The following is a 23,051-nucleotide window of genomic DNA, read 5'->3' as shown; positions in this document are numbered from 1 at the left end:
GCCATGGCCGTCACCGCGAATCGGCGGCATGACGGGCTGGCGTCTTGCAGACCGGGCCTGCAGGCTGACGCTTGCCTCGCGTTCGCGGCCACGGCACTCGACGCCGCACCGCGGGCGTGGGCTATGATCCCCGTGGTTGCCACCCAAGAGAAGGAGAACGCGCAATGACTCAGCTCCCCCAAGCAACCCGCTGGATCGCCGTACTGCTGGCCATGGCCCTGATCTCGGTGAGCCTGGCTCTGCCGGCCGCCCAGGCCTCCATGATCGACACCGCCACCCTGGCCGAGGCGCAGTCCGCCACCGAAGCGCGCGAGCGCATCCACAGCCTGCTGGAGCGTGATGACGTCCGCGACCAGCTGGTCGGCCTGGGCGTGGACCCGGCGATGGCCGAGGAGCGCGTGGCGGCCCTGTCCGATGCCGAGGCCCGGCAGATGGCGGCACGCATGGAGGAGCTCCCGGCGGGCTCGAGCAGCGTCATCGGCGCCGCCGTGCTCATCTTCCTGGTGCTGCTGCTGACCGACATCCTCGGCTTTACGGATGTCTTCCCGTTCGTGACCAGCACCGCACGCTGATGGCGCCCCACCGGCGGGCGGCGTGGCCGTCCGCCGCCCTCTGCCTGCTGCTGACCCTCGCGCTGGCCGGCTGCGGCAGCCTGCCGCGGGAGCAGACGGCGCTGTCCGACCGGGCCCCGGCTGCCGAGCTCACCGATGTGCCGTTCTTTCCGGACACGAGCTATTACTGCGGCCCCGCCGCGCTGGCCACGACGCTGGTCTGGAGCGGTGTGGAGACCACTCCGGAGGACCTGGCCGGACGCCTGATCGTGCCTGACCGCGGGGGCACGCTGCAGCCCGAGATGCTTGCCACCGCCCGCAGCAATGGCCGGCTCGCCTACGTCATCGAGCCCGATCTGCACGCCCTCACCCGCGAGCTGCTGGGCGGCCAGCCGGTGATCGTTCTGCAGAATCTCGGTCTCGACTGGGTGCCGTACTGGCACTACGCGGTGGCAGTGGGCATAGACCCGGACTCGCAGCAGGTAATCCTGCGCTCCGGCGAGCATCGGCGGCATCTCACCGAGACGCCGCGCTTTGCCCGCACCTGGGCCCGCGGCGAGCGCTGGGCGATGGTTACCCCGGCGCCCGGCATGCTCCCCGCTACCGCGGAGCCCGGTCCGCTGTTCCGCGCCCTGGCGGCCCTGGAGGAATCCGCCGACACCGCCGCCGCCCTGCCCTACTGGCAGGCCGCGGTCTCGCGCTGGCCGCGTAGCGGCCTCCTGGCGCTCGGCCTCGCCAACGCCCTGCATGACCGCGAGCGCACGGCCGCCGCCCGCGATGCCCTGGCCCGGGCCGCGGAAACCGCCGAAGACCACCGCGGTGATGTGCTCAACAACCTCGCCCGGCTGGAGCTCGCCCTGGGCAACACCGATGCCGCCCTGGAGGCTGCCCGCAGCGCCGTGGCCGTAGGTGGCGAGCGCATGTCCACCTATCGCCGCACGCTCGAGCGCGTGCGCTGCGAGGATAGCCCGGCAGACTGCAGAGGGACCGACTGAACGGCTGGCAAAGGGCGGCCTGATGACGTGGCTGCCTCAGCCAAGGCTGCGCGGCGGCGGGCATCAGCGCTGGCTGTGCAAGGCGGGGCGAGAGGGGCTACGTCATCGCCCCGCACCGGCACGGCCGACGATCCACCCGCAGCGTCGCGGCGAAGGCCTCGCAAGCGTGGCTGATTCAGGTACGTAATCAGGTTACTGGAAGGTTCACAGCCATGTATCTGGTGATCGTCGGCGCCGGCCCGGTAGGCAACAGCCTGATCGAGCTGGCACTGGAGGCCGGGCACGATGTGGTCATGGTGGAGCCGGATGCGGCGCGCGCCGAGCACTGCGCCGACCGGCACGACGTCCGGGTGCTCGCGATGGACGTGGCCGAGGACGAGTTCCCCGAGGAGAGCGGACTGGAGCAGGCGGACGCCCTGATCGCCACCACCACGGACGACTCCACCAACCTCATGGCGGTCTTTCTCGGCCGCGAGACCGGCGTGGCGACCCTGGCGAGCACCGTCAACCACGACAGCCACGTCCAGCTCTTCCGCCGGCTCGGCGTACGGGTGCTGGCCGACCCGGAGCGGCTTGTCGCCCAGCACCTGCTGGACATCACCCTGCTGCCCCGGACCACGGACGTCACCACCCTGCAGGACAGCGAGCAGGTGATCGAGCTGACCCTCGCCCCCGGCTCGCCGCTGGCGGGGCTGACCCTGGAGGAGATCGCCGAGCGCGAGCTGCTCGGCCCCGGGCTGTTCATCATCTCCGTCGCGCGGAAGGGCAAGGCCTTCTTCCCTCGCCACGCCACCCGCCTGGAGGGCGGCGACCAGCTGATCGTGTTCTCCCGCAGCGCCATCCGCCGCGAGGATCTCGACGTCTTCAACGGCGGCCGGAGCTGAGCCTTGCGCGAGGTCCTGCACGGCGTCGGCTTCATGCTGCACGTGCCGGGGCTGATGGCGCTGCTCACAGTGCCGGTAGCGCTCGCCGCCGGCGAGCCCTGGGGCCTGCCGGGACTGCTCGCCACCGCCGCCATCGCCCTCGGCAGCGGCCAGGCCCTGGTCTGGAGCACCCGGGGGGCCACCCACTTCCAGCGCTACCACTCGATGCAGATCGCCGGCGTGAGCTGGGTGCTGATCTCGCTGCTCGGGGCGCTGCCCTTCGTCGCCTCCGCGCACGCCGTCGCGGACGCGGAGGCCCTGGGCATGGCGGCGTTCCTGAGCCCGACGAAGGCGCTCTTCGAGTCGGTATCCGGGTTCACTTCCACGGGGCTCACCGTGGTCGAGTACGCCTCCGCGCTGCCGGCGCACCTGCAGTGGTGGCGCAGCTTCACCGAGTGGGTGGGCGGCATCGGCGTCATCCTGCTGCTGCTCGCCGTGCTGCCCGCCGAGCGCGGGGCCCTGCACCTCTACTTCTCCGAGGCCCGGGAGGAGAAGATCCTGCCCACGGTCAAGTCCACCGTGCGTGCGATCTGGGCCATTTACCTCGGCTATACGGTGTTCGCCGTCGGCCTGCTGTGGCTCGCCGGGGAGCCGACCTGGCGGGCGCTCAACCACGGCATGACCGCCATCGCCACCGGCGGCTTCTCCATCACCGATGACAGCATGATCAGCGCCCCGGCGCGGGTGCAGCTCGCCTACATCCCGGTGATGCTCGCCGGGGCGGTGAGCTTCCTCGTCCACTACCGCCTGCTGGTGGAGCGCCGGCGCCTGGCGGCGCTCAGGCACTCGGCGGAGCTCCGGCTGCTGGGCTGGATCGTCATCGGCGGCGCAGGACTGCTGATCCTGGAGCGCTGGCTGTTCGATGGCGCGGAGGGCGGCGTGGCCACGGTGTTCCTGTGGGTCTCGGCGATCACTACCGCCGGCTTCACCAGCGCCGATCTCTCCCTCTGGGCCGACGCCCCGCTGCTGCTGCTGCTCACCGCCGTGCTCGTGGGCGGCATGGCCGGATCCACCAGCGGCGGCGTCAAGCTGTTGCGCGTCAGCCTGCTGCTGACGGACCTGAGGGCCCAGCTATTGCGCCTCCGGGCGAGCCCCCACGAGGTGGTGCGCATCGGCTACGACCGCCGTCGCCTGTCCCTGGACGAGGTCGCCGGGCTCGCCCGGGCCTCGGCACAGCTGGTGGGCACGTTCATGCTGCTCTGGCTGCTGGGGGTGTTCGTGCTGCTTCACCTGCTGCCGGCGGAGACGCGACTCGCCCATGTGTTCTTCGACACGGCCTCGGCGCTGTTCAACTCCGGCCTCTCCACCGGAGTGGCCGGCGCGGACCTCTCCGGCCCCGCCGCCACGGTCCTGAGCGCGCTTATGCTGCTCGGGCGCCTGGAGATCTTCCCGCTGCTGGTGCTCGCCGCCTGGGCCGCCGGCCGGCGCTAAGGGATCGGCGGACTGCCGCACTGCAACAAACTACTCGACAAAACCCTGCGGGTACCGGATCATGGCCGGCTGCGCCGGATCCTTTTCCGGCCCCACTTTGCCCTTGCCCAAGAGCCCGACCCCATCGTGATCGAGAATCTGCGCAACATCGCCATCATCGCCCATGTCGACCATGGCAAGACCACCCTCGTCGACCGTCTGCTGCAGCAGTCCGGCACCCTCGAAAGCCGAGGCGAGATGGCCGAACGCATCATGGACTCCAACGACCTGGAGCGTGAGCGCGGCATCACGATCCTCTCCAAGAACACCGCCATCGAATGGCGCGGGCTGCGGGTGAACATCGTCGACACCCCCGGCCATGCCGACTTCGGCGGCGAGGTGGAGCGGGTGCTCTCCATGGTGGACTCGGTGCTGCTGCTGGTGGACGCCGTGGACGGGCCCATGCCGCAGACACGCTTCGTCACCCAGAAGGCACTTGCCCGGGGGCTGAAGCCGATCGTCGTGATCAACAAGGTGGACCGCCCCGGCGCGCGTCCCGACTGGGTGCTCAACCGCACCTTTGATCTGTTCGACAATCTCGGCGCCGACGACAACCAGCTGGACTTCCCGGTGGTCTACGCCTCGGCGCTGAACGGCTACGCCGGGCTGAACGACGACGTGCGCGACGGCGACATGACGCCCCTGTTCGAGGTCATCCGGGATCGGGTGCCGGCACCGGCCGTGGATCCGGACGGGCCGTTCCGGATGCAGGTGAGCTCTCTGGACTACAGCAGCTATGTCGGTGTCATCGGTATCGGCCGCATCGAGCGTGGCCAGGTGCGGCCGGGTCAGCCGCTGGCCTGCGTCGACCGCGACGGGCGCCGGCGCAACGTGCGCCTGCTGCAGGTGCTCGGCTTCCTCGGGCTGAAGCGGGTGGAGGTGGAACGGGCCGAGGCCGGCGACATCATCGCCTTCACCGGGGTCGAAGGCGTGCACATCTCGGATACGCTGTGCGATCCGGCGGCGGTGGAGCCGCTGCCGGCGCTCACCGTGGACGAGCCTACGGTGTCGATGACGTTCCAGGTCAACACCTCGCCCTTCGCCGGGCGCGAGGGCAAGTTCATCACCTCGCGGCAGCTGCGCGAGCGGCTGATGCGCGAGCTGCAGCACAACGTCGCCCTGCGCGTGGAGGACACCGAGGACCCGGAGCGTTTCCGCGTCTCCGGCCGCGGCGAGCTGCATCTCGGCATCCTCATCGAGAACATGCGCCGCGAGGGCTACGAGCTCGGCGTCTCCCGCCCCGAGGTGATCACCCGGGAGGTGGATGGACGCCGCGAGGAGCCCTACGAGCAGCTCACCGTGGACGTCGCCGAAGACTACCAGGGCGCGGTGATGCAGCACCTCGGCGAGCGCGGCGGCGAGCTCACCGACATGGCACCCGACGGCCGCGGCCGCGTGCGGCTCGACTACATCATCCCGGCCCGCGGGCTGATCGGCTTCCGCACCGAGTTCCTCACTGCCACCTCGGGCACGGGTCTGATGTTCCACGTCTTCGACCACTACGGCCCGGTGCGCAGCGGCGACTTCGGCCAGCGTAACAATGGCGTGCTCATCGCCAATGCCGCCGGCAAGGCCCTGGGCTACGCGCTGTTCAATCTGCAGGAGCGGGGGAAGCTGTTCATCGGCCCGGGGGAGGCGGTCTACGAGGGCATGGTCATCGGCCTGCACAACCGCGACAACGATCTCGTGGTCAACCCGATGAAGGCGAAGCAGCTCACCAACGTGCGCGCCGCCGGCTCGGACGAGAACATCATCCTCACCCCTCCGGAGCGCCTGAGCCTGGAGCAGGCCCTGGAATTCATCGACGACGACGAGCTCGTGGAGGTCACCCCGGCCGCCGTGCGCATCCGCAAGAAGCTCCTCCTCGAGCACGAGCGCAAACGCGCCAGCCGCCGGAGCGCCTGACCCTTCGACCCCGTCCGACCCCTTGCCGGGCGCCGGGTCGTGCTCCGGCGTGGGGCTTTAAACACAACGACACAACGGACACAAAGGTGCACAACGGAGAATTGGATTGGACCAGGTCGCACACTGCCTTCGGCCGTTCCAGACCGAATCCAACCCGCTTCCCACGTTGTGCACCTTTGTGCTCGTTGTGTCGTTGTGTTTAATCCCCGACGGCCCCGGGCAAAATGCAGAGGTAGCTGGTGCACCTCGCAGCGGTGTGCGACTCAGGGGACTCTGGGCATAGCGGCCGAAGACGTCGAACACTGCCTTCGGCCGTGCCCGACCTAGTCCCACCCAATTCCCCGTTGTGCACCTTTGTGTCGGTTGTGTCGTTGTGTTCAATCCCCGACGGTTCCGGGCACAGTGCAGGCCGTCCCGGTGCAACCCGGAGACAGGACAAGCGCCCCGCGGTCCAGGGCCTCGCTGTGGGTGCGCCAGTCGGGCATGAGCTCGGTGACCAGGGCGTGGAAGCGCGGCGAGTGGTTGAGCTCGCGCAGATGGCAGAGCTCGTGGACCAGGACGTAGTCGATCAGGCAGCGGCAGCGTTCCACCAGCCGCGTGTTGAGGGTGACCACGCCGCTGCCGGTGCAGCTGCCCCAGCGCCGGCGCATGCGCCGCAGGCGCAGCCTGGGCGCCGGTGGCGTGCCGATGCGCGCGGCGGCGAGCGGCCCCCAGTGCTCAAGGCGCTCCTGGAAGACACGGGCCGCCTCCGCCCGATACCAGGCCTGCAGCGCCCGCGCCACCTGCTCCGAATCCCCCGGCGCCGGCACCGCCACCCGCAGCCTGCCGTCGGCCAGCCGCACCCGACGCCGCGGCGCCTGCAGCGGCGCCAGGGGGTAGGCCCGCCCGAGCAGCGGATGCGCCTCGCCGGCCCGGTATTCGTTCTGCGGCGCCGGCGGCGGCAGGCGCTGCAGATGGCGCTGGATCCACCCCCGGCGCGAGAACAGAAAACCCACCAGCACCGACTCCGGACAGTGTCGCGGTGCCCGCACCTGCAGCTCCGGGCCGGGCAGCAGATGCAGCGCCACCGTGCGGCGGCGGCTGCGGCGCAGGACTATCGGCAGCGCCTGCCCGGCGACCTCAAGCTCCGCCGGCAGCCGGTTCATACCACGAGCGGCGGCTCCTGCAGAGCCGCCGCCTGCTCGCGCAGGGCGAGTAGGTGCTCCTCCCAGTAGCGGTCCGTGCCGAACCAGGGGAACGCGGTGGGAAAGGCCGGATCGTCCCAGCGCCGGGCGAGCCAGGCAGCGTAGTGCATGATGCGCAGGGTGCGCAGCGGCTCCACCAGATGCAGCTCGCGACGGTCGAAGTCGTGGAAGTCCTCATAACCGGCGATTAGATCGGAGAGCTGCACGGTGCGCTCCTCCCGCTCGCCCGAGAGCAGCATCCAGAGGTCCTGCACGGCGGGGCCGGTGGCGCAGTCGTCGAGATCCACGAAGTGCGGCCCGGCGTCGGTCCAGAGGATATTCCCGGGGTGGCAGTCGCCGTGCAGGCGCAGCTGCTGGAACGCCCCGGCGCGCTGCCAGGCCGCCTCCACCGCCTCCAGCAGGTCCCGCGTGACGCTCGCGTAGGCCGGTTCCAGGTACGCCGGGATCCATCCGCTGGCGAGCAGATAGTCTCGCGAGCCCTGCCCCATGCCCGCGACGTCGATGGCACGGCGATGGACGAAGCCGCGCACCTCGCCGACGGCGTGGATACGGCCAAGGAACCGACCGAGCCACTCCAGGGTATCCGGGTCGTCCAGCTCCGGGGGCCGGCCGCCGCGCCGCGGGTAGACCGCGAAGTGGAAGCCGTCGTGGCGATGCAGCGTCTCTCCCTGCAGCCGCAGCGGCGGCACCACCGGGATGTCGTGCCCGACGAGCTCCTCGGCGAAGGCATGCTCCTCCCTCAGCCCGTCCTCGCTCCAGCGCCGGGGGCGGTAGAACTTGACCACCACCGGCGCGGCCTCCTCGAGACCGATCTGATAGACGCGGTTCTCGTAGCTGTTGAGGGCAAGCAGACGGCCGTCCGGCTCGAGCCCCACAGCCTCAACGGCCCCTAGCAGGGTATCCGGGCCGAGGCTGGCAAACGGATGGGTCGGGGCTTCGGCGCTCATGGCCGCGAGGATAGCAGGCGCGGCCTCCGCCAGCCCGCATCTCTCACCGACTCACGGCTGTGCACTAGCCCGGATCGCTCACCGATTCGCGAAGCGAGGGCGCGGATCTGGCGGGCAGGACAAGGCGCGGGAGAGTCCGGGCGCGCAGGCGTACTCGACAGTACGTCGAGCACCCGGGCCGAGCGCAACGCCGGCCTGCCCGCCAGATCCGCGGCCGCAGCCGCGAATCGGTGAGCGATCCGGGCTAGCGCGTGGCGAGGTCGGCGGCGAGAACCGCGGCGATGTCGACGTCGTGGTCCGCGGGGTTGAGCACCCGGCGGACGTTGCAGCCCCGGCCGGGGCGATCGCTCTCCGCGGCCATGGCAGCGAGATTGCGCAGCGTCCGGCGGCGGCAGAGCGCCCCCTCGGCATCGCGCACCAGCATCACCACCGGGCGCAGCCGGGCATGAGGGTCCGCGGTCACCACCACCGCCAGGGCATTGTCGTCCAGCTGCACCAGACAGCCCGGCGGGTAGATGCCCAGGCAGCGGATGAATCCCTCCGTCAGGGCCTGACCGAAGTCGAACTCGGCGCGATCGTAGAGCATGCGCAGCACCCGATCCGCCGGCACGCCCTTGCGGTAGGGCCGGTCGCTGGTCATGGCATCGTAGACATCGCAGATGCCGGCGATGAGCACCGGCTGCGGGATCTGCTCGCCCGCGAGGCCGAGCGGATAGCCGCTGCCGTCGATCCGCTCGTGGTGCAGGCGCACGATCTGCAAGGCCGCCTCGGGCAGCGCCCCGGTGGGCTGCAGCAGCCGGTAGCCGTCCTCCGGATGACGGCGGACGATGGCCATTTCCGCCTCGGTCAGGCGTTCCTGCTTGTTGAGGATCTCGTCCGGCGTACGCACCTTGCCGACGTCGTGCAGTATGGCCCCGGTGCCCAGCTCTTCGAGATCGTGTCGGCGCAGGCCGAGGTGGCGGCCGAAGGCCAGCGCCAGCACGCACACGTTCATGCTGTGGATCGAGGTGTACTCGTCGCGCTTGCGCAGGTTGGTCAGCCACAGCGAGGCGCTGGCGTTCTCGGTCACCACGGCGACCAGGTCGCGCATGATCTCGCGCACCTCGGCGGTATCCACACTGCGGCCGAGCCGGACGTCCCGGAAGATGCGGTCGACGATGCGCCGACTGCGCCCGCGGACGTCCCGTGCCAGGCGCAGCAGTGCCCGGAACTCGTTGCCGGAGGGCTGCGGCGCCTCGCCGAAGGCCCGCACCACGTCAGCGTGACCCGGCTCCACGACCCGGGGCGCCCCGCGCAACCGCGTGACGCGGGCCGGCGGCGGCGAGGCCGCCGGCGGCACCCGCCGCAGCGCCTCGGGGCGGGAGCGTTCCGGGTCGACGTAGACATGGCGGCAGTATTCCCGCAGGGTCCGTAGCGCCGCCTCGTCCTCCACGACGAAGCCCTGGAACAGGAACGGCGTCTCCAGCCACGGGCGATCGAGCTCCGCCACATAGAGCCCCGGCACCAGGTCATCGACCGCCACGCACCGCCTCATCATCGCCGGCTCCGCTCCCCACGCTGACACCCCGCGCGTAGACTAGGGCCTCACCGCCACCGGCACCGTGAACCAGCCGGCGGAACCACCAACGCAGCCAGCCGCGGAGCCCACCATGCGCAGTGCACCCGGTCCGAATCCGTTGATACAGCTTCTGGCGCTGGTCGCGTTCGCGGTGCTGGCGCTGGCGGCTTTCGCCTTTGGGGCCCTGCTGTTCCTGCTGGTTCTAGGGGCAGGCCTGCTGCTGGCGGTAGTCGGCATCCTGCGCGGCGGACAGGTGCGCTGGCAGGTGCGCCGGCGCCGCACGCCGGCGCCCGACGGAAGGGTGATCGAGGGCGAATACCGGCGGAACGGGGACGTGGGTCAGCGGCCGAGGTAGCGCCGCCGCCACACCGGCTCCAGATCCCCCGGCAGCGGCGGCAGCCGGCCGATGCCGATCCAGGGGAACTCCGGGTCGTGGAAGTCCGAGCCCACGGAGGCAGCCAGGCCGTGGCGCCGCGCCAGCGCCGCCGCCTGGCCGACGTCCCCCGGCCCGAAGCCGCCGCAGGCGACTTCCACCGCGTCGCCGCCGGCGGCGACGAAGGCCTTTAGCGCCTCCCGCAGCGCGCCGCGGGAGAGACCGTAGCGGGTCGGATGGGCGAACACGGCGAGCCCCCCGGCCCCATGAATCCAGCCCACCACGTCCGCCAGAGGCGCCCACTCCGCCGGGGCGTAGGCAGGGCGGCCGCGGGCCAGAAAGCGCCGGAACGCCGCCCGGCTGTCCGCGACCACCCCCGCCGCCACCAGCGCCCGGGCGAAGTGCTGCCGGCCGGGTGGCGCGCCGCCCGTCATGGCCAGAACCTGCTCATGCAGCGCCGGGGCCCCGTGACGGGCCAGCCGCTCGGCCATGCGTCGGGCACGCTCGTGGCGGACCGCCGCGTGCCGCGCGAGGCCCGCCTCCAGGCCGGGCGCCTGCGGGTCCAGCCCGAGTCCGACGATGTGCAGCGTCCCGCGAGCCCAGCGGGCGGAGAGCTCGCTGCCCGGTACCAGCGTAATTCCCAACCGCCGCGCCGCCGCGGCGGCCTCGTCCAGCCCGGCCACGGTATCGTGATCGGTGAGCGCGGCGAGCCCGACGCCGGCGTCGGCGGCTCGCTGCATTACATCGGCCGGGGGCAGCCGCCCATCGGAGGCCGTGCTGTGCAGATGCAGATCCACCCGGCTGACAGGCGTGTTTTTTATCGACAAAACAGACCTCTGGACACGTCTTCGCCCGTGTTACAGGGAAGTGGCAGAGCTGCCCCGGTTGACTACGCTCAGGGGTGGACCCAACCCACGAGGAGGATCCCCAGCATGGCGATCAAGCGTACGGACCCGAGAAAGCTGCACGACATGCCCGTGGCCGGCAACCGCCTGGATGACGACATCCTGGACGCCCTGGAACCACTCGACGAGGACGGCGAGCGCCGCGGTCGGGCGGAGGGTGGGCGCCGGACCACGAACGCCAGCGGGTCCCTGCGACGACCGCCCACCTATCAACCCTTCGCGGACCTGAGACAGCGCCTGCGCGGCCACTGACCAATCCGCGAGGGCGCGCCGGCGGGGGTGGTCACCCCCGCCGGCTTGTCCGGCTACCGGCCCGATTCTATACTCTGCAGCTCCGGCAGCCACTGGCTGCCGTTTGTTTTTGCGGGAGGGTCCGGTGTCCGATCCCCTCATGCCGACCTACAAGCGTCTGCCGGTCAGTTTCCGCCGCGGCGAGGGCACCTGGCTGGAGGACGAGCATGGCGAGCGCTATCTGGATGCGCTCGCCGGCATCGCCGTCTGCGGCCTGGGCCATGCCCATCCGGCGGTAGCCGACGCGCTGGCCGATCAGGCCCGCACGCTGGTGCACACCTCCAACCTGTACCGCATTCCCGTGCAGGAGCAGCTCGGGGAGCGCCTTGTCCGGCTCGCCGGGCTGGAGCGGGTGTTCTTCGCCAACAGCGGCGCCGAGGCCAACGAGGCGGCGATCAAGCTGGCCCGCCTCTACGGCCACCGCCGCGGGGTCGCGGCGCCGCGGATCCTGGTGGCCGGCAACGCCTTCCACGGGCGCACCCTGGCGGCACTCGCCGCCACCGGCAACGCCAGCGCCCAGGAGGGCTTCGGGCCGTTGCCCGAGGGCTTCCGGCGCATCCCCTATGATGATCCCGCGGCAGCGGCCGCAGCCGCCGATGCTGACGTCGTCGCCGTGCTGGTGGAGCCGATTCAGGGCGAGGGCGGCATCATCGTCCCTTCGCCCGGCTATCTGCAGGCACTGCGCGAGCTGTGCGACCGGCACGGCTGGCTGCTCATGCTGGACGAGGTCCAGAGCGGCATGGGGCGCACCGGGCGCTGGTTCGCCTTTCAGCACGACGGCATACGCCCGGACGTGGTTACCCTCGCCAAGGCCCTCGGCAACGGCGTGCCCATCGGTGCCTGCCTCGCCGGCGGCCCTGCCGCGGACGTGCTGGGCCCGGGCAGCCATGGCTCCACATTCGGCGGCAACCCCCTGGCCTGCCGCGCCGGGCTCGCGGTGATCGACACCCTGGAGCGGGACGGGCTGCTGGAGCGCGCCGAGTTGCTCGGCGAGCGCCTGCGGCGGCGCTTCCACGAGGCACTGGCACCGCTCGATGGCGTGCGCATGATCCGCGGCCGCGGGCTGATGATCGGCATCGAGCTGGAGACGCCCTGCCCTGAGCTGGTCGGTCGGGCGCTGGAGCGGCGGCTGCTGATCAACGTCACCGCCGGTCGGGTGATCCGGCTGCTGCCACCCCTGGTGTTGAGCGATGCCGAGGCCGAGCAGATCGCCGACACGGTCATCGCCCTGGTGAAGGAGCACCTTGCCGCCGCCGCGGCCGACCGCGGCACCACCCCCGCCTGAACCCACCGGAGCGCCCCGCCGATGCCGCTGCGCCACTTCCTGACCCTGGACGACCTCACCGCCACCGAGCTCGACCGTCTGCTGCGGCGGGCCAGCGAGCTCCGCGAGCTGCACCGTGCCGGCACGCTGCATCAGCCGCTGCGCGGCCGGGTGCTCGGCATGATCTTCGAGAAGTCCTCGACCCGTACCCGCGTCTCCTTCGAGGCCGGCATGGCGCAGCTCGGCGGGGCGGCGATATTCCTCTCGCCCCGGGACAGCCAGCTCGGCCGCGGCGAGCCCATCGAGGACACCGCCCAGGTCCTCTCGCGCATGGTGGACGCGGTGATGATCCGCACCTTCGCCCATGACAACGTGGAGCGCTTCGCCGCCGTCTCCCGCGTGCCGGTAATCAACGGCCTCACCGACGACCACCATCCCTGCCAGCTGCTGGCGGACCTGCAGACCTGGCGCGAGCACCGGGGCGAGCCTGCGGGCAGGCGCGTGGCCTGGCTCGGGGACGGCAACAACGTCTGCCGCTCCTGGATGCAGGCCGCGGCGCTGCTCGGCTTCGAGCTGCGCATCGGCTGCCCCGAGGGCTACGAGCCCCCGGACCTGGCGGGGGCCACCGGGGTGCGGCATGTGCCCGACCCCGCCGAGGCCGTGCGCGGCGCCGATCTCGTTGTGACCGACGTCTGGGCGAGCATGGGCATGGAGGACGAGCAGAAGGCCCGACTCGCGGCGTTCCGCGACTACCAGGTCAATGCCGGGCTGATGGGCCTGGCGGCGCCGGATGCGCTGTTCATGCACTGCCTGCCGGCCCACCGCGGCGAGGAGGTCACCGCCGAGGTCATCGACGGCCCCCAGAGCGTGGTCTTCGACGAGGCCGAGAACCGGCTGCACGCCCAGAAGGCGCTGCTGGAGCTGCTGCTGCTGGGGGAGTAGCAACGCCGGGGCAGCGGTCTCCAACCGCGAGACGGCGCGCAGCGCCGTACGCGAGGAGTCTGCGGCCACTACCGCGGTCGGAGACCGCTCCCACGCGCAAGGTCGGGGCACCGGCGCCTGCCGGGTGCCCAGACCCGCCTACGGCTCAGACGTAGCGCCGTGACCTGAACGAGGTCCCCCGTGCGTAGGCCTCACTGTGCCCGATGCGCCGCAGATCGGCCCAGGTGCCCTTGTAATAGGGGATGATGTTCTCGTCCACGGCGTCGGTCACCACCTCTCCGGCCACGCCGTTGAAGTAGCCGAACATCAGGAACACGTGACCCCGCTTGATCTCCTCCACCAGGTAGGCCAGCCCCATGGTGGAGCCGTAATCGTTGTGCACCTCCACGATGTCCCCGTTCTCGATACCGCGCTCCGCGGCGTCCTCCGGATTCAGCTCCAGCGGCGTCATCGGATAGCGACGGTTGCGGTAGACGATGTATTCGTCGTGGTAGGCCGACTGCCAGATGTGGTTGGTGCGCCCGTTGTTCACCCAGAACGGGTAGCGACTGCGCTGGCGCGCAGCGGCCTCCAGCATGCCGTTCCACGGTGCGGCCTGGAAGCGGGCGCGGCCATCCTCGGTATCGAACTCGCCGTCGGTGTACAGGCGCGGCGTGCCGATGAGCTTTCCGTCCCGATACTCCCGCACCGGTAGCTGCACCCCGTTGTTACCCGCCTGGCGCAGCCGGTCGTAGGTCACCAGCTCGCCGGTAGGGCCACCCTGGCTCGCGACCTCCTTCTCGTGGGCCTTGCGGAAGCCGTCGTTGAAGGCGTCCTCGTGGGTGGACCAGTCAAAGCCACTGAAGCGCTCGCTCATCTCCTCGTTGCCCGCCTCCCGATAGCGACGCTGCAGGGCACGAGCCAGCCGCGCGGCGATCAGGGCGTCCCCCTCGCACTCGCCGGGGGGGTCCATGAAGCGCTCGGAGAGCCGTATCCGCCGCTCTCCGTTCATGGCGGTGATTTCCACCTCGCCCGGATGGGCCGCAGGCAGCATGAGGTGGCCCGCCTGGGCGAACTTCGTCGGGTAGAGATCCACCGCGGCGATGAACAGTCCGCCCTGGAGCGTGGACTCATGGATGGCATCGGCCAGGGTCTCCAGATCAGCCCCGCGCGCCCGGGCCATGGCGGCACGGGTGATCCCTGAGCGCCGGTGGATGGCGGCCTTGTAGCTGTCCGCGTTGATCGTGGTCTGGAAAGCATTGCACCCCCAGACGGTCAGCATGCGGCCACGGTTCTGCATGATCTCGTGATCGATGAACGGAGCGGGCCTCGGGCCCGGATAGGGCGGCCGGGCATAGCCCTCCTGGTGCCCGCCCATGCGCGAGACGCCGGTGCCCTCGCGCCCCAAGCTGCGGGTGGCAAGCGCAAGATTCACGATGGCGCTCTGGATGCGGTAGTTGTCGTTGCCCCAGATCACGCCCTTCTCGTAATGGTGGAGCGTGCGCGGGCGATGCCCCGACGCCTTCGGCGCATACGCCCACTCCGCCGCCTTGCGGATCCGCTCGGCACTTACCCCGGTGATCTGCGCGGCCTCCTCCAGGCTGATCCGGTTTGCCTCGACGGCATCCCGGAATCCGCGGGTGTGCTGCTCGATGAACGCCTCGTCGTGCCAGCCCTGGTCGACCACATGGGTGAACAGGGCGTTGAAGAGCGCCGTGTCCGTGCCGGGCTCGATGTCCAGGTGAAGGACATTGTCGCGGCCCGCCGCGTGCTCACAGACGGCCACCGTCGGCGTGCGTCGCGGGTCGACGATGATGATGCGCCCGGGTCCCGTGGACTCCTCGCCGAAGCGCTCCCGTTTCCGCTCGCGGGTCTGCCCCTGCAGATTCGGCAACCAGTGCACGAGGAAATAGTTGGTCTGGCACTCGTAGGGGTTGGTGCCGATGGCCAGGAGGGTGTCCGCCAGCTCCGCATCCTCGTAGGCGCTGTTCAGCTCGGAAACGCCCATGTCCCGGCTGGCGTGGCATTCCGAGTTGTAGGCGGGCCGATTGTGGATGCGGACCATCTGGGTACCGATGGCGGAGAACATCAGCTTGCCCGTACCCCAGGTGAACTCGAAGCCGCCGCCGGCCCCGCCGTGATCGGAGCAGTTGAAGTACAGCCCGTCCGGCCCTTCCGAGTCCAGCACGCGCTGGGAGACGGCGGCGTACAGCTCCGCCGCATGATCCCGGGTGGTATCCACCCAGTCGTCACCGGTATGCAGGCGTGGATGCAGCAAGCGGTGGGAGGACACGGCGGTATCCCCGTACAGCACCGAGGCGAGCTGGCCCCCGCGAGTGGAGGCCTGGCCATCGTTCACCACGCACTCATGGTCGGGCACGATCATGACGCGATGCTCGGAACCGTCCCGGTCCCTGACAACCGACGTCATCGCCTGGGTCATCGTGGCCTGCAGCGGCGGCACCTGACGGCGGAAATCCAGGCCCAGCGCATTGTCTTCCGGGGCGAGTCCGCCCTCCCGGTTCACCGGCCATTTGTAGGCGTGATACCCGCAGCCGACGATGCAGAAATGGCAGACCAGATTGGTGCGCTGAGCATCCGCGGGCGGCAGTGCAATGCGATCGTGATAGCGGCTCATGACGACGCCTCCGGCAGGATGTTCGACTGGCGGCCGTAGATAAGTCCCTGCACGCCCACCGCGTACAGCTCATCGCTGTCGCTGTCGTAACTCAGCTGGATCCGCGGCAGATCCACCGTGGCCTGGCCGCAGACCTGCTGACCCTCGCGTCCCGGATCGAACATGCTGAAATGGCAGGGGCATTTGAATACGCGGGCCTCGCCGTCGTACTGCACGCCGCAACCCATGTGCGTGCACAGGCTGCTGTAGGCGACGATGTCCCCGTCAGGCCCCACGCCGCCGGGTACGGACTCGCCGAGCCGGATCGCCACGCAGGGCGAGCTGCGATCGGGATAGGTGAAGCTTCGGGTTCTGCCCACCGCCAGCTCGCTCGCCGCGCCGATGGACTGCTCCGGGTAATCCAGGGTCGTGCGGGCGGCCCCGGTAGATCCGGACTGGGCCCGGGCGCCGCCCCAGAACACCAGCGAGGCGGAGCCGGCGGCAGCACCGCCGCCGAGCTTCAGGAAATTCCGTCGCGAGATACCACTCATGCGATCCCCCTCCTCCAGGGCTGCCATCGTTATGCCGGCTCCGGCGGCCACTCGGCCCAGAGGCTTGCCCCGCCGGTCGCTACCCTGCGCAGGAGCAAGGACCGGACCAGAGACGGCAAGGGCCGGGCCCGCCGCGGTCTGCGGGCTTCCGGTGTCGGTCCGGACCCGCTGCGACGTTACCCCCGGGTAATGTCCGCGGGCCGCGACGTTACCCGTCGGTAACGTGCCCGCCACCCAGCCGTGGCGGCCTATACTGAAACAGCTGCAAAGTGGGCGGCGACGCTGGGGCAGCGTCGAGCGCCCGGGAGGAGGGATACCCATGGTGAGCCTGCCACCCGAGCGACGGTGCCGGCGCAGGTTGCGCGCGGCGCTGCTGGCGCTGTTCGCCGCGCTGCTCTGGCTCGCGGTGATCGCGCCGCTGCCGGCGGCCGAAACCCCGCTGCGCATCGGCCTCACACCGGTATTCCTTGATGACCAGCTTTCGCTGCTGCGCGATTGGCAGGCGGACTTGCAGCGCGAGACCGGCCATCCCGTCCACTTTGTTCAGCGCACCAGCTACCGGGAGATCAGCGACCTGCTCGCCCGCGGCGAGATCGACGCCGCATGGATCTGCGGCGCGCCCTACGTGCGGCGGCAGGATCAGCTCAAGCTGCTGGCGGTGCCAGTGTTCAACGGCGAACCCCGCTACCGTTCCTACCTGATCGTGCCGGCGGAGGACGAGGAAACGCAGGGCTGGACGGACCTCCGGGGCAAGGTATTCGCCTACTCGGACCCGGACTCGAACTCCGGCTCGCTCTATCCGCGCACGGCGATGGCGGAGCGCGGCCTCAAGCCGGACGCCCTGTTCCGCGAGAGCTTCCACGCCTGGGGGCACCGCAATGTGGTGGAAGCGGTGGCGAGCGGCCTGGCCGAGGCCGGCGCCGTCGACGGCTACGTCTGGGAGACGCTGCAGCGCTTCGAGCCGGAGCTCACCGAGCGCACGCGGGTGGTGGAACGCTCGCCGGCCTTCGGCTTTCCGCCCGTCGTGGTGCGTGAGAATCTCGACCCGGCGCTGGCCGAGCGCCTGCGCTCGGCACTGCTTTCCATGGACGAGCGCCCCCGGGGGCGGGAGCTCTTGCAGCGGCTCAATCTGGACGCCTTCACCCGGGGCGAGCCGGCGCTGTTCCGGGAGATCGCCCTCATGGCCGGGACACCAGTGCCGCCATGAGCCTCGGCCGGCGGCTGCGCAGCTATCGCATCCGGCTGCCCTTGAGCCTGCTGGCAGCAGCCGGGGTCACGGCGCTGGTGCTCGGCCTCGCCATCGCCGTACAGACCTGGCGCAACGTCGAGCGTGACCTCGTCACCACCGGCCGGCAGCTGAGCGACGCGCTGGCCACGGCGGTGAGCCCCGCGCTGCGGCACGACGATGTCTGGCGCGCCTACGCCGCGCTGCGGGGCAGCCACGGCAGCCTGTTCGACGAGCGCACGCTGCTGATCGTGCTGGATGACGAGCAGCAGGTGTTCGCGGCCAACCAGCCGCAACGCTTCCCCGTGGCCACCCCGCTGGCGGCGGCCGGCGAGGAATTCTCCGCCCTCGCCGATCGCCTTGGCCCGGAGCTGCCGGCACGCTTCGTCGATGCCCCCGATGTCATCTCCGGCCACCGCGCGCTATACACGCCCATCCGCCAGGACGGGGTAAGCGTCGGCGGGCTGCTGATGCTGTATCCCGACACGCTCATGTGGCCCCGCTTTCGCGAGATCACCGGCACCGCGGCGGTCTCGATACTTGCCCTGATGGCCCTGCTCGCTCCCCTCGGCTGGCTCTGGGGCAAGCGCATGACGCGCCCCCTCGGCGAGCTTGCGGACGCCATGTCCAGGGTGGGCCGCGAGCGACCGGAGGCGATCCGGCAGCCCGGGCGCGTACGCGACGACGAGATCGGCCAGCTCGCCACCCAGTTCGGGCACATGCTCCAGGCGCTGCAGGAGAAGGACGAGCTGGAGGCACGGCTGATCGAGCGCGAGCGGCTGACTGCCGTGGGCCAGCTCGCCGGTGGTGTCGCCCACGAGATCAACAATCCGCTGAGCGGGCTGCTGCTGGCGGTCAGCAACCTGCGCCGGCGCAGCGACGATCCGGCCGTTCTGCGCAGCGCCGATCTGCTCGAGCGCGGCCTGCGCCAGATCCAGGACACGGTCGCCGCCCTGCTCGAGGAGGCGCGGGTGGATGGCCACCCGCTGACGCCGGCGGACATCGAGGACGTGCGCACCCTGGTCAGCGCCCAGCGGCGGCGCGCAGCGCTGGACTGGCACAACGGGCTGAAGTCCGCGGTTCCGGTCCAGGCGACCCCGGTGCGGCAGATCCTGCTCAACCTCCTGCTCAACGCCGTCGACGCCGCCGGGCCGCACGGCACCGTCCGCTGCCGGGTGCGCAGCGATAAAGACCACAACCTCGAGCTGCAGGTCTCCAACCCCGGCCCGCCGCTTGCGGACACACGGCCCGAGGTCCTGTTCCGCGCCCCGTCCGAGCGTCCGGTCCGGGGTGGCTTCGGCCTGTGGGTGATCGAGCGCCTGGTGCGCGAGCTCGAGGGCAGCATCGAGGTGACCAGCGATGACCATGGTACGACCTTCCACGTCCGCATCCCCGGGCGCCGGCGCCGCGCCGCCGCCTAGGGTGGCGCTGGTCGAGGACGACCCGATCCTCGGCGAGTCGCTGGCCGAGCATCTGCAGCTCGAGGGCTTCCGCGTCGACTGGTACCGGACGGCGTCGGCGGGCTATTGCGGCATCGCCGCCGGCGGACACGATCTGCTGCTGAGCGATGTCCGCCTCGGCGACGGCCACGGCCGGCATCTCTACGAGCGGCTGCAGGCAGACGCGCCCGAGAATCTGCCGCCGGCGATCTTCATCACCGCGTACGCGGACATCGACGATGCCGTCGCCCTGCTCAAGCTGGGCGCGGCGGACTACCTCACCAAGCCGGTGGACCCGGAGCGCCTGGTCGCCCGGCTGCGAGAGATCTGCCGTTGCGCTGGCTGCGCCCCAGCGCGCGACCCGAGCCCCATGGGCGTATCGCCTGCCATGCGGGAACTCGAGGCCCGGCTGCAGGCTATCGCCCGCTACCGCGACATGCCGGTGCTGATCCTCGGCCCCACCGGCGTCGGCAAGGAAGTCGTCGCCCGGCGCCTGCACGAGCTGCAGGGAGGCACCGGGCGGCTGGTGGCGCTCAACTGCGCGGCGGTGCCGGAGGGGCTGGTCGAGACCGAGCTCTTCGGCCAGCGCCGCGGCGCGTTCACCGGCGCCGAGCACAGTCGCCCCGGTGTCTTCGAGCAGGCTGCCGGCGGCACGCTGCTGCTTGACGAGGTGGGCGACATGCCCGAGGCCATGCAGGCCAAGCTGTTGCGGGTGCTTCAGGATCGCACCGTGACGCCGGTGGGCGGCAGCGAGCCGATCCCGGTGCGGGCCCGCCTGGTCTTTGCCACCCACCGGGACCTGGAGGCGGATGTTGCCGCCGGGCGCTTCCGCAAGGACCTCTATTACCGCATCCACGTGGTGAGCCTCCGGGTACCCCCGCTTGCGGAGCGGCCCGACGACATACTCTGGCTCGCCGAGGGCTTCCTCGATCAGCACCGACGGCGCTATCCGGCCGAGCCGCGGCAGCTCTCCCCCGCCGCCCGCGAGGCCCTGCTCGCCCACGACTGGCCCGGGCAGGTGCGCGAGCTGCAGCACGCGATCGAGCGCGCCTGCGTCTTCGCGGCCGGCCCCGTGCTGGCGCCGCAGGATCTGTTCCTGGAGCGCCCGCCGGACGGCCAGGCGGGGGCCTCGCTCAGTGAACGCCTGGGAGCGTCCGAGCGTGCCCACCTCGAGCGCGCGCTGGCGGCCAACGGCTGGCGCATCACCCGCACCGCCGAGGCCCTGGGGCTCTCGCGCAAGGGGCTCTGGCAGAAGATGCGGCGCCATGGCCTGCAGGTGCCGCGTGCGGGCGGGCGCTGAGGATCGGCGCCAAAGTGGCACAGAAACCCCGTCTCGCCCGGTGGCGGCGTGGCTGCGCTGCACGCGTCTCTCTGGAGAGCGCCGTTGCAGGCACCCTGGCGCAGCGCAGCTGCGCTCCGACCCGAGGGCTGACCTCAGGTTGCCCGCGCGCGCAGCTTCGCAGACACCCACTCGCTCGCCATCACCACGGCGAAGATGGCGATCAGGATCACCGTCACGTTGTCCCAGGCGAAGCTGTTCATCTGGTTATTGAGGGTAATGCCGATACCGCCGGCGCCCACCAGGCCGATGATCGAGGACTGGCGGATGTTGATATCCCAGCGGAAGGTGAGCACGCCGATGATGGTGGGCATGACCTGTGGCAGCACGCCGTAGATCAGCACCTGGCCACGCCCGGCACCGGTGGCGCGGATGGCGTCCACCTGCCCCTCGTCGATTTCCTCGATGCCCTCGGCGATGAGCTTGCTGGTGAACCCGACGGACGAGACGGCGATGGCCACCATGCCGGCGGTCGGCCCGGGCCCGAAGACCACGCCGAAGAGCAGCGCCCAGACCAGCTCGTTCACCGAGCGTGAGCCAACGACGATGACCCGCGCGAGCCACAGCGTCGCCTGGTTGACCGTCGTGTTCTGCGCCGCGAGCAGGGCCACCGGCACCGACAGCGCCGCCCCCAGGATGGTGCCCAGGGTGGCGATGTTGATGGTCTCCACCATCGGGGCGATGATCTGCAGGAAGTACGGCCAGTCCGGCGGCACCATGCGGTCGGCGAGGTCCGCCACCTGGGCCGGGGCGTCGAGCACGAACGGCCAGTGGATATCCAGCGTGGTCGCCGACCAGACGATGACCGCCACCGCCGCCAGATAGGCGGCGAAACGGGCCAGCCGCTCGCGCGGTGTGTGCCGCTGCCAGGCCTTGGCGCCGGCACGCTGGCGGATCTCTGCTGCGCTGCTCATTTGATCCGGGCCCGCACGAAGCCACTGAACCACTCGGCCACCAGGACCACCGCGATGATCGCGAGCAGGATGGCGAGCGAGAAGTCGTACTCGTAGCGGGCGAAGGAGTTGTAGAGGACGGCCCCGACGCCACCCGCACCCACGATGCCGAGAATCGTGGACTCCCGCAGGTTGATGTCGAGGCGGTAGATGACGAGCCCGATGTAGCGCGGCATCACCTGTGGCGCGACGCCGAACAGGAGCACGCCGAGGGGGCCGGCGCCGGTGGCCCGCATGGCCTCCACCTGGCCGGGGTCGATGGCCTCGATCTCCTCGGCGAGGAGCTTGCCGACGAAGCCGGTGGAGGCGATCACCAGTGTCAGCACCCCGGCAAACGCGCCGAAGCCGAAGGCCTTGACGAAGAAGATGGCGATCAGCACCTCCGGGAAGGTCCGCGAGAGCCCGATGTAGGCCCGGCAGACCGCGTACAGCCAGCGCGGAGCGACGTTGGTGGCGGCGCCCACCGCGATCGGGATGCTGAGCACGACGCCGATGGCGGTCGCAAAGAAAGCCATCTGCAGGCTCTCCAGGAGACCGTCCAGCAGCAGGCGCCAGCGGCTGAAGTCCGGCGGGACCATGGACGCGAGCATGTCCACGCCGCGCGGGATGCCGCTCACGAAGCGCGCGTAGTCGAACTCCATGTCCAGGAGTGCGAACACGAGATAGGCGACGGTGCCCGCCAGCGCGAGCCAGCGCAGCAGCGGACTGGCGATCAGCGGCGGCCGGCGCCAGCGCCGCGGGGCGGCGGCGGTCACGCTCACGAGACCGCCTCCCGCGAGCCCAGGTGACGATCCTCCTCGCCCTCCTGGCGGAAGGCGTCACGCCAGTCGTCGGCACCATAGATGCGGGTGAGCACGGCCTCGTCCACCGCGGACGGCGGTCCGTCGAAGACCACGCTGCCCGCATTCAGCCCGACGACGCGCTGCGCGAAACCCAGGGCGAGCCCGACGTCGTGAATGTTGATGAGCGCCGGGATCCGCCGCTCGCCGGCAAGCTCGCAGATCAGCGCCATGATCGAGCGTGCCACCTTCGGGTCCAGCGACGACGTGGGCTCGTCCACCAGCAGCAGGCGGGGCTCCTGCATAAGCGCGCGGGCAATGCCCACGCGCTGGCGCTGGCCGCCGGAGAGCGCGTCCGCCCGGCTGTTCTCGTAGCCGCCGAGGCCGACCCGCTCCAGCAGCTCGAAGGCACGCTCCACATCCTGCGCCGGGAACCGGCGCAGGAACGCCTGCAGGAACCCCACGGAGCCAAGCCGCCCGGCGAGGACGTTCTCCATGACCGTCAGGCGCTCGATGAGGTTGAACTCCTGGAAAATCATGCCGATCTGGCGCCGTGTCTCGCGCAGGCGGCGCTCGCGGTGCGTGGTGAGCTCCTCGCCATCGAGGCGGATGCTGCCGCCGGTCGGGGTGACCAGACGGTTGATGCAGCGAATGAACGTGCTCTTGCCGGCGCCCGAGGGGCCGATGATCGCCACCACTTCGGCGGCCGGCACCGTGAGGCTGCAGCCGCGCAGCGCCTGCTGGCCATCCGGGTAGGTCTTGACCAGGTCATTGATCTCAAGCATCAGCCGGCTCCCGGGGGCGGCAACGACGGGAACCGGCGGTGGCTTCAGCCGCCGCCGGCCCCGTTCGCATGGCCCC

At 70.7% G+C, this 23,051-nt stretch carries 21 protein-coding genes; 12 read left to right on the top strand and 9 right to left on the bottom strand.

The genetic code is table 11. The features are described from left to right. The first annotated feature begins 164 nt into the window (after nt 1-164). The 5 genes from LMH63_RS04760 to typA all read left to right on the top strand — a co-directional run bounded on the left by LMH63_RS04760 (nt 165) and on the right by typA (nt 5,844). Nucleotides 165-572 (top strand): PA2779 family protein, encoded by a 408-nt coding sequence (locus LMH63_RS04760; protein WP_109675784.1) that lies wholly within the window; start codon nt 165-167, stop codon nt 570-572. Next, nucleotides 572-1,546, top strand: coding sequence for a PA2778 family cysteine peptidase (locus tag LMH63_RS04755; protein WP_109675786.1), 975 nt, complete (start codon nt 572-574; stop codon nt 1,544-1,546). The genes LMH63_RS04760 and LMH63_RS04755 overlap by 1 nt, the downstream gene beginning before the upstream one ends. Nucleotides 1,547-1,758: 212 nt before the next feature. Then, nucleotides 1,759-2,430 carry a potassium channel family protein gene (locus tag LMH63_RS04750; protein ID WP_109675788.1) on the top strand — a complete coding sequence of 224 codons (672 nt, stop codon included), beginning with the start codon at nt 1,759-1,761 and terminating at the stop codon, nt 2,428-2,430. 3 nt (nt 2,431-2,433) lie between these two features. Beyond that, nucleotides 2,434-3,900 (top strand): TrkH family potassium uptake protein, encoded by a 1,467-nt coding sequence (locus LMH63_RS04745; protein ID WP_109675790.1) that lies wholly within the window; start codon nt 2,434-2,436, stop codon nt 3,898-3,900. Between the two features lie 126 nt (nt 3,901-4,026). Beyond that, nucleotides 4,027-5,844 carry a translational GTPase TypA gene (gene typA / locus LMH63_RS04740; RefSeq protein ID WP_109675792.1) on the top strand — a complete coding sequence of 606 codons (1,818 nt, stop codon included), beginning with the start codon at nt 4,027-4,029 and terminating at the stop codon, nt 5,842-5,844. A 377-nt stretch (nt 5,845-6,221) separates the two neighbouring features. Here typA and LMH63_RS04735 read toward each other — a convergent pair whose 3' ends face one another. From LMH63_RS04735 to LMH63_RS04725, 3 genes are all read right to left on the bottom strand, one after another. Further along, nucleotides 6,222-6,989, bottom strand: a complete 768-nt coding sequence (locus LMH63_RS04735) for a M48 family metallopeptidase (RefSeq protein WP_109675794.1) — start codon at nt 6,987-6,989, stop codon at nt 6,222-6,224. After that, complete coding sequence (locus LMH63_RS04730; RefSeq protein ID WP_109675796.1) at nt 6,986-7,975, bottom strand: serine/threonine protein kinase; 990 nt, start codon at nt 7,973-7,975, stop codon at nt 6,986-6,988. Before LMH63_RS04730 ends, LMH63_RS04735 begins: the two co-directional genes overlap by 4 nt. A 244-nt stretch (nt 7,976-8,219) precedes the next feature. Then, nucleotides 8,220-9,497 (bottom strand): HD-GYP domain-containing protein, encoded by a 1,278-nt coding sequence (locus LMH63_RS04725; RefSeq protein ID WP_158280275.1) that lies wholly within the window; start codon nt 9,495-9,497, stop codon nt 8,220-8,222. Between the two features lie 127 nt (nt 9,498-9,624). Between LMH63_RS04725 and LMH63_RS04720 the strand changes: the two genes are divergently transcribed. Continuing rightward, nucleotides 9,625-9,888 carry a hypothetical protein gene (locus tag LMH63_RS04720; protein ID WP_146205165.1) on the top strand — a complete coding sequence of 88 codons (264 nt, stop codon included), beginning with the start codon at nt 9,625-9,627 and terminating at the stop codon, nt 9,886-9,888. Here the strand turns inward: LMH63_RS04720 and LMH63_RS04715 are convergent. Further along, entirely contained in the window at nt 9,873-10,646 is a 774-nt protein-coding gene (locus LMH63_RS04715; protein WP_229332728.1) for a PHP domain-containing protein, read from the bottom strand. The two genes, LMH63_RS04720 and LMH63_RS04715, sit on opposite strands and share 16 nt — an antisense overlap. A 192-nt stretch (nt 10,647-10,838) precedes the next feature. Here LMH63_RS04715 and LMH63_RS04710 point away from each other — a divergent pair, with 192 nt between their 5' ends. From LMH63_RS04710 to argF, 3 genes are all read left to right on the top strand, one after another. After that, the gene (locus tag LMH63_RS04710) at nt 10,839-11,063 is read left to right on the top strand and encodes a hypothetical protein (protein WP_109675802.1); all 225 of its coding nucleotides are present in this window, start codon (nt 10,839-10,841) and stop codon (nt 11,061-11,063) included. Between the two features lie 124 nt (nt 11,064-11,187). Continuing rightward, nucleotides 11,188-12,387, top strand: a complete 1,200-nt coding sequence (locus LMH63_RS04705; protein WP_109675804.1) for an acetylornithine transaminase — start codon at nt 11,188-11,190, stop codon at nt 12,385-12,387. Between the two features lie 21 nt (nt 12,388-12,408). Further along, the gene (argF, locus tag LMH63_RS04700) at nt 12,409-13,308 is read left to right on the top strand and encodes an ornithine carbamoyltransferase (RefSeq protein WP_109675807.1); all 900 of its coding nucleotides are present in this window, start codon (nt 12,409-12,411) and stop codon (nt 13,306-13,308) included. A 145-nt stretch (nt 13,309-13,453) separates the two neighbouring features. On the opposite strand, the gene LMH63_RS04695 is transcribed toward argF, so the two are convergent. Together LMH63_RS04695 and LMH63_RS04690 are read right to left on the bottom strand one after the other, a co-directional pair. Beyond that, on the bottom strand, nt 13,454-15,925 hold the full coding sequence (locus LMH63_RS04695) for an arsenate reductase (azurin) large subunit (RefSeq protein WP_109675809.1): 2,472 nt from the start codon (nt 15,923-15,925) through the stop codon (nt 13,454-13,456). Further along, nucleotides 15,922-16,455, bottom strand: coding sequence for an arsenate reductase (azurin) small subunit (locus tag LMH63_RS04690; RefSeq protein WP_109676136.1), 534 nt, complete (start codon nt 16,453-16,455; stop codon nt 15,922-15,924). The genes LMH63_RS04695 and LMH63_RS04690 overlap by 4 nt, the downstream gene beginning before the upstream one ends. Before the next feature lie 319 nt (nt 16,456-16,774). Between LMH63_RS04690 and LMH63_RS04685 the strand changes: the two genes are divergently transcribed. Genes LMH63_RS04685 through LMH63_RS04675 form a run of 3 tightly spaced genes read left to right on the top strand, consistent with a single transcriptional unit; the run spans nt 16,775 to nt 20,419 of the window. After that, on the top strand, nt 16,775-17,662 hold the full coding sequence (locus tag LMH63_RS04685) for a substrate-binding domain-containing protein (RefSeq protein WP_109675811.1): 888 nt from the start codon (nt 16,775-16,777) through the stop codon (nt 17,660-17,662). Beyond that, a complete protein-coding gene (locus tag LMH63_RS04680) occupies nt 17,659-19,101 on the top strand; it encodes a sensor histidine kinase (RefSeq protein WP_109675813.1) in 1,443 nt (480 codons plus the stop codon). Before LMH63_RS04685 ends, LMH63_RS04680 begins: the two co-directional genes overlap by 4 nt. Continuing rightward, complete coding sequence (locus LMH63_RS04675; protein WP_229332727.1) at nt 19,040-20,419, top strand: sigma-54-dependent transcriptional regulator; 1,380 nt, start codon at nt 19,040-19,042, stop codon at nt 20,417-20,419. Before LMH63_RS04680 ends, LMH63_RS04675 begins: the two co-directional genes overlap by 62 nt. A 134-nt stretch (nt 20,420-20,553) precedes the next feature. Here the strand turns inward: LMH63_RS04675 and phnE (LMH63_RS04670) are convergent, their stop codons facing one another. The 3 genes from phnE (LMH63_RS04670) to phnC are packed head-to-tail and all read right to left on the bottom strand — an operon-like array spanning nt 20,554 to nt 22,975. Beyond that, a complete protein-coding gene (gene phnE / locus LMH63_RS04670) occupies nt 20,554-21,372 on the bottom strand; it encodes a phosphonate ABC transporter, permease protein PhnE (protein ID WP_109675815.1) in 819 nt (272 codons plus the stop codon). Next, a complete protein-coding gene (gene phnE / locus LMH63_RS04665; RefSeq protein ID WP_109675818.1) occupies nt 21,369-22,172 on the bottom strand; it encodes a phosphonate ABC transporter, permease protein PhnE in 804 nt (267 codons plus the stop codon). The genes phnE (LMH63_RS04670) and phnE (LMH63_RS04665) overlap by 4 nt, the downstream gene beginning before the upstream one ends. Next, nucleotides 22,169-22,975 carry a phosphonate ABC transporter ATP-binding protein gene (gene phnC / locus LMH63_RS04660; RefSeq protein ID WP_109675820.1) on the bottom strand — a complete coding sequence of 269 codons (807 nt, stop codon included), beginning with the start codon at nt 22,973-22,975 and terminating at the stop codon, nt 22,169-22,171. Before phnC ends, phnE (LMH63_RS04665) begins: the two co-directional genes overlap by 4 nt. Between the last annotated feature and the right edge of the window lie 76 nt (nt 22,976-23,051).

Source organism: Spiribacter halobius (assembly GCF_020883455.1).
In the GTDB taxonomy this organism is placed as follows: Bacteria; Pseudomonadota; Gammaproteobacteria; order Nitrococcales; family Nitrococcaceae; genus Sediminicurvatus; species Sediminicurvatus halobius.
This window is presented reverse-complemented; position numbering and strand designations above follow the sequence as displayed.

Coding starts and splice junctions, on each gene's coding strand:
- LMH63_RS04755 (WP_109675786.1), top strand. CDS start 572: ATGGCGCCCCACCGGCGGGCGGCGTGGCCGTCCGCCGCCCTCTGCCTG.
- LMH63_RS04750 (WP_109675788.1), top strand. CDS start 1,759: ATGTATCTGGTGATCGTCGGCGCCGGCCCGGTAGGCAACAGCCTGATC.
- LMH63_RS04685 (WP_109675811.1), top strand. CDS start 16,775: ATGGTGAGCCTGCCACCCGAGCGACGGTGCCGGCGCAGGTTGCGCGCG.
- LMH63_RS04735 (WP_109675794.1), bottom strand. CDS start 6,989: ATGAACCGGCTGCCGGCGGAGCTTGAGGTCGCCGGGCAGGCGCTGCCG.
- LMH63_RS04690 (WP_109676136.1), bottom strand. CDS start 16,455: ATGAGTGGTATCTCGCGACGGAATTTCCTGAAGCTCGGCGGCGGTGCT.
- phnC (WP_109675820.1), bottom strand. CDS start 22,975: ATGCTTGAGATCAATGACCTGGTCAAGACCTACCCGGATGGCCAGCAG.
- LMH63_RS04695 (WP_109675809.1), bottom strand. CDS start 15,925: ATGAGCCGCTATCACGATCGCATTGCACTGCCGCCCGCGGATGCTCAG.
- LMH63_RS04710 (WP_109675802.1), top strand. CDS start 10,839: ATGGCGATCAAGCGTACGGACCCGAGAAAGCTGCACGACATGCCCGTG.
- LMH63_RS04720 (WP_146205165.1), top strand. CDS start 9,625: ATGCGCAGTGCACCCGGTCCGAATCCGTTGATACAGCTTCTGGCGCTG.
- LMH63_RS04760 (WP_109675784.1), top strand. CDS start 165: ATGACTCAGCTCCCCCAAGCAACCCGCTGGATCGCCGTACTGCTGGCC.
- LMH63_RS04680 (WP_109675813.1), top strand. CDS start 17,659: ATGAGCCTCGGCCGGCGGCTGCGCAGCTATCGCATCCGGCTGCCCTTG.
- LMH63_RS04675 (WP_229332727.1), top strand. CDS start 19,040: ATGACCATGGTACGACCTTCCACGTCCGCATCCCCGGGCGCCGGCGCC.
- argF (WP_109675807.1), top strand. CDS start 12,409: ATGCCGCTGCGCCACTTCCTGACCCTGGACGACCTCACCGCCACCGAG.
- phnE (WP_109675815.1), bottom strand. CDS start 21,372: ATGAGCAGCGCAGCAGAGATCCGCCAGCGTGCCGGCGCCAAGGCCTGG.
- LMH63_RS04715 (WP_229332728.1), bottom strand. CDS start 10,646: ATGCAGCGAGCCGCCGACGCCGGCGTCGGGCTCGCCGCGCTCACCGAT.
- LMH63_RS04730 (WP_109675796.1), bottom strand. CDS start 7,975: ATGAGCGCCGAAGCCCCGACCCATCCGTTTGCCAGCCTCGGCCCGGAT.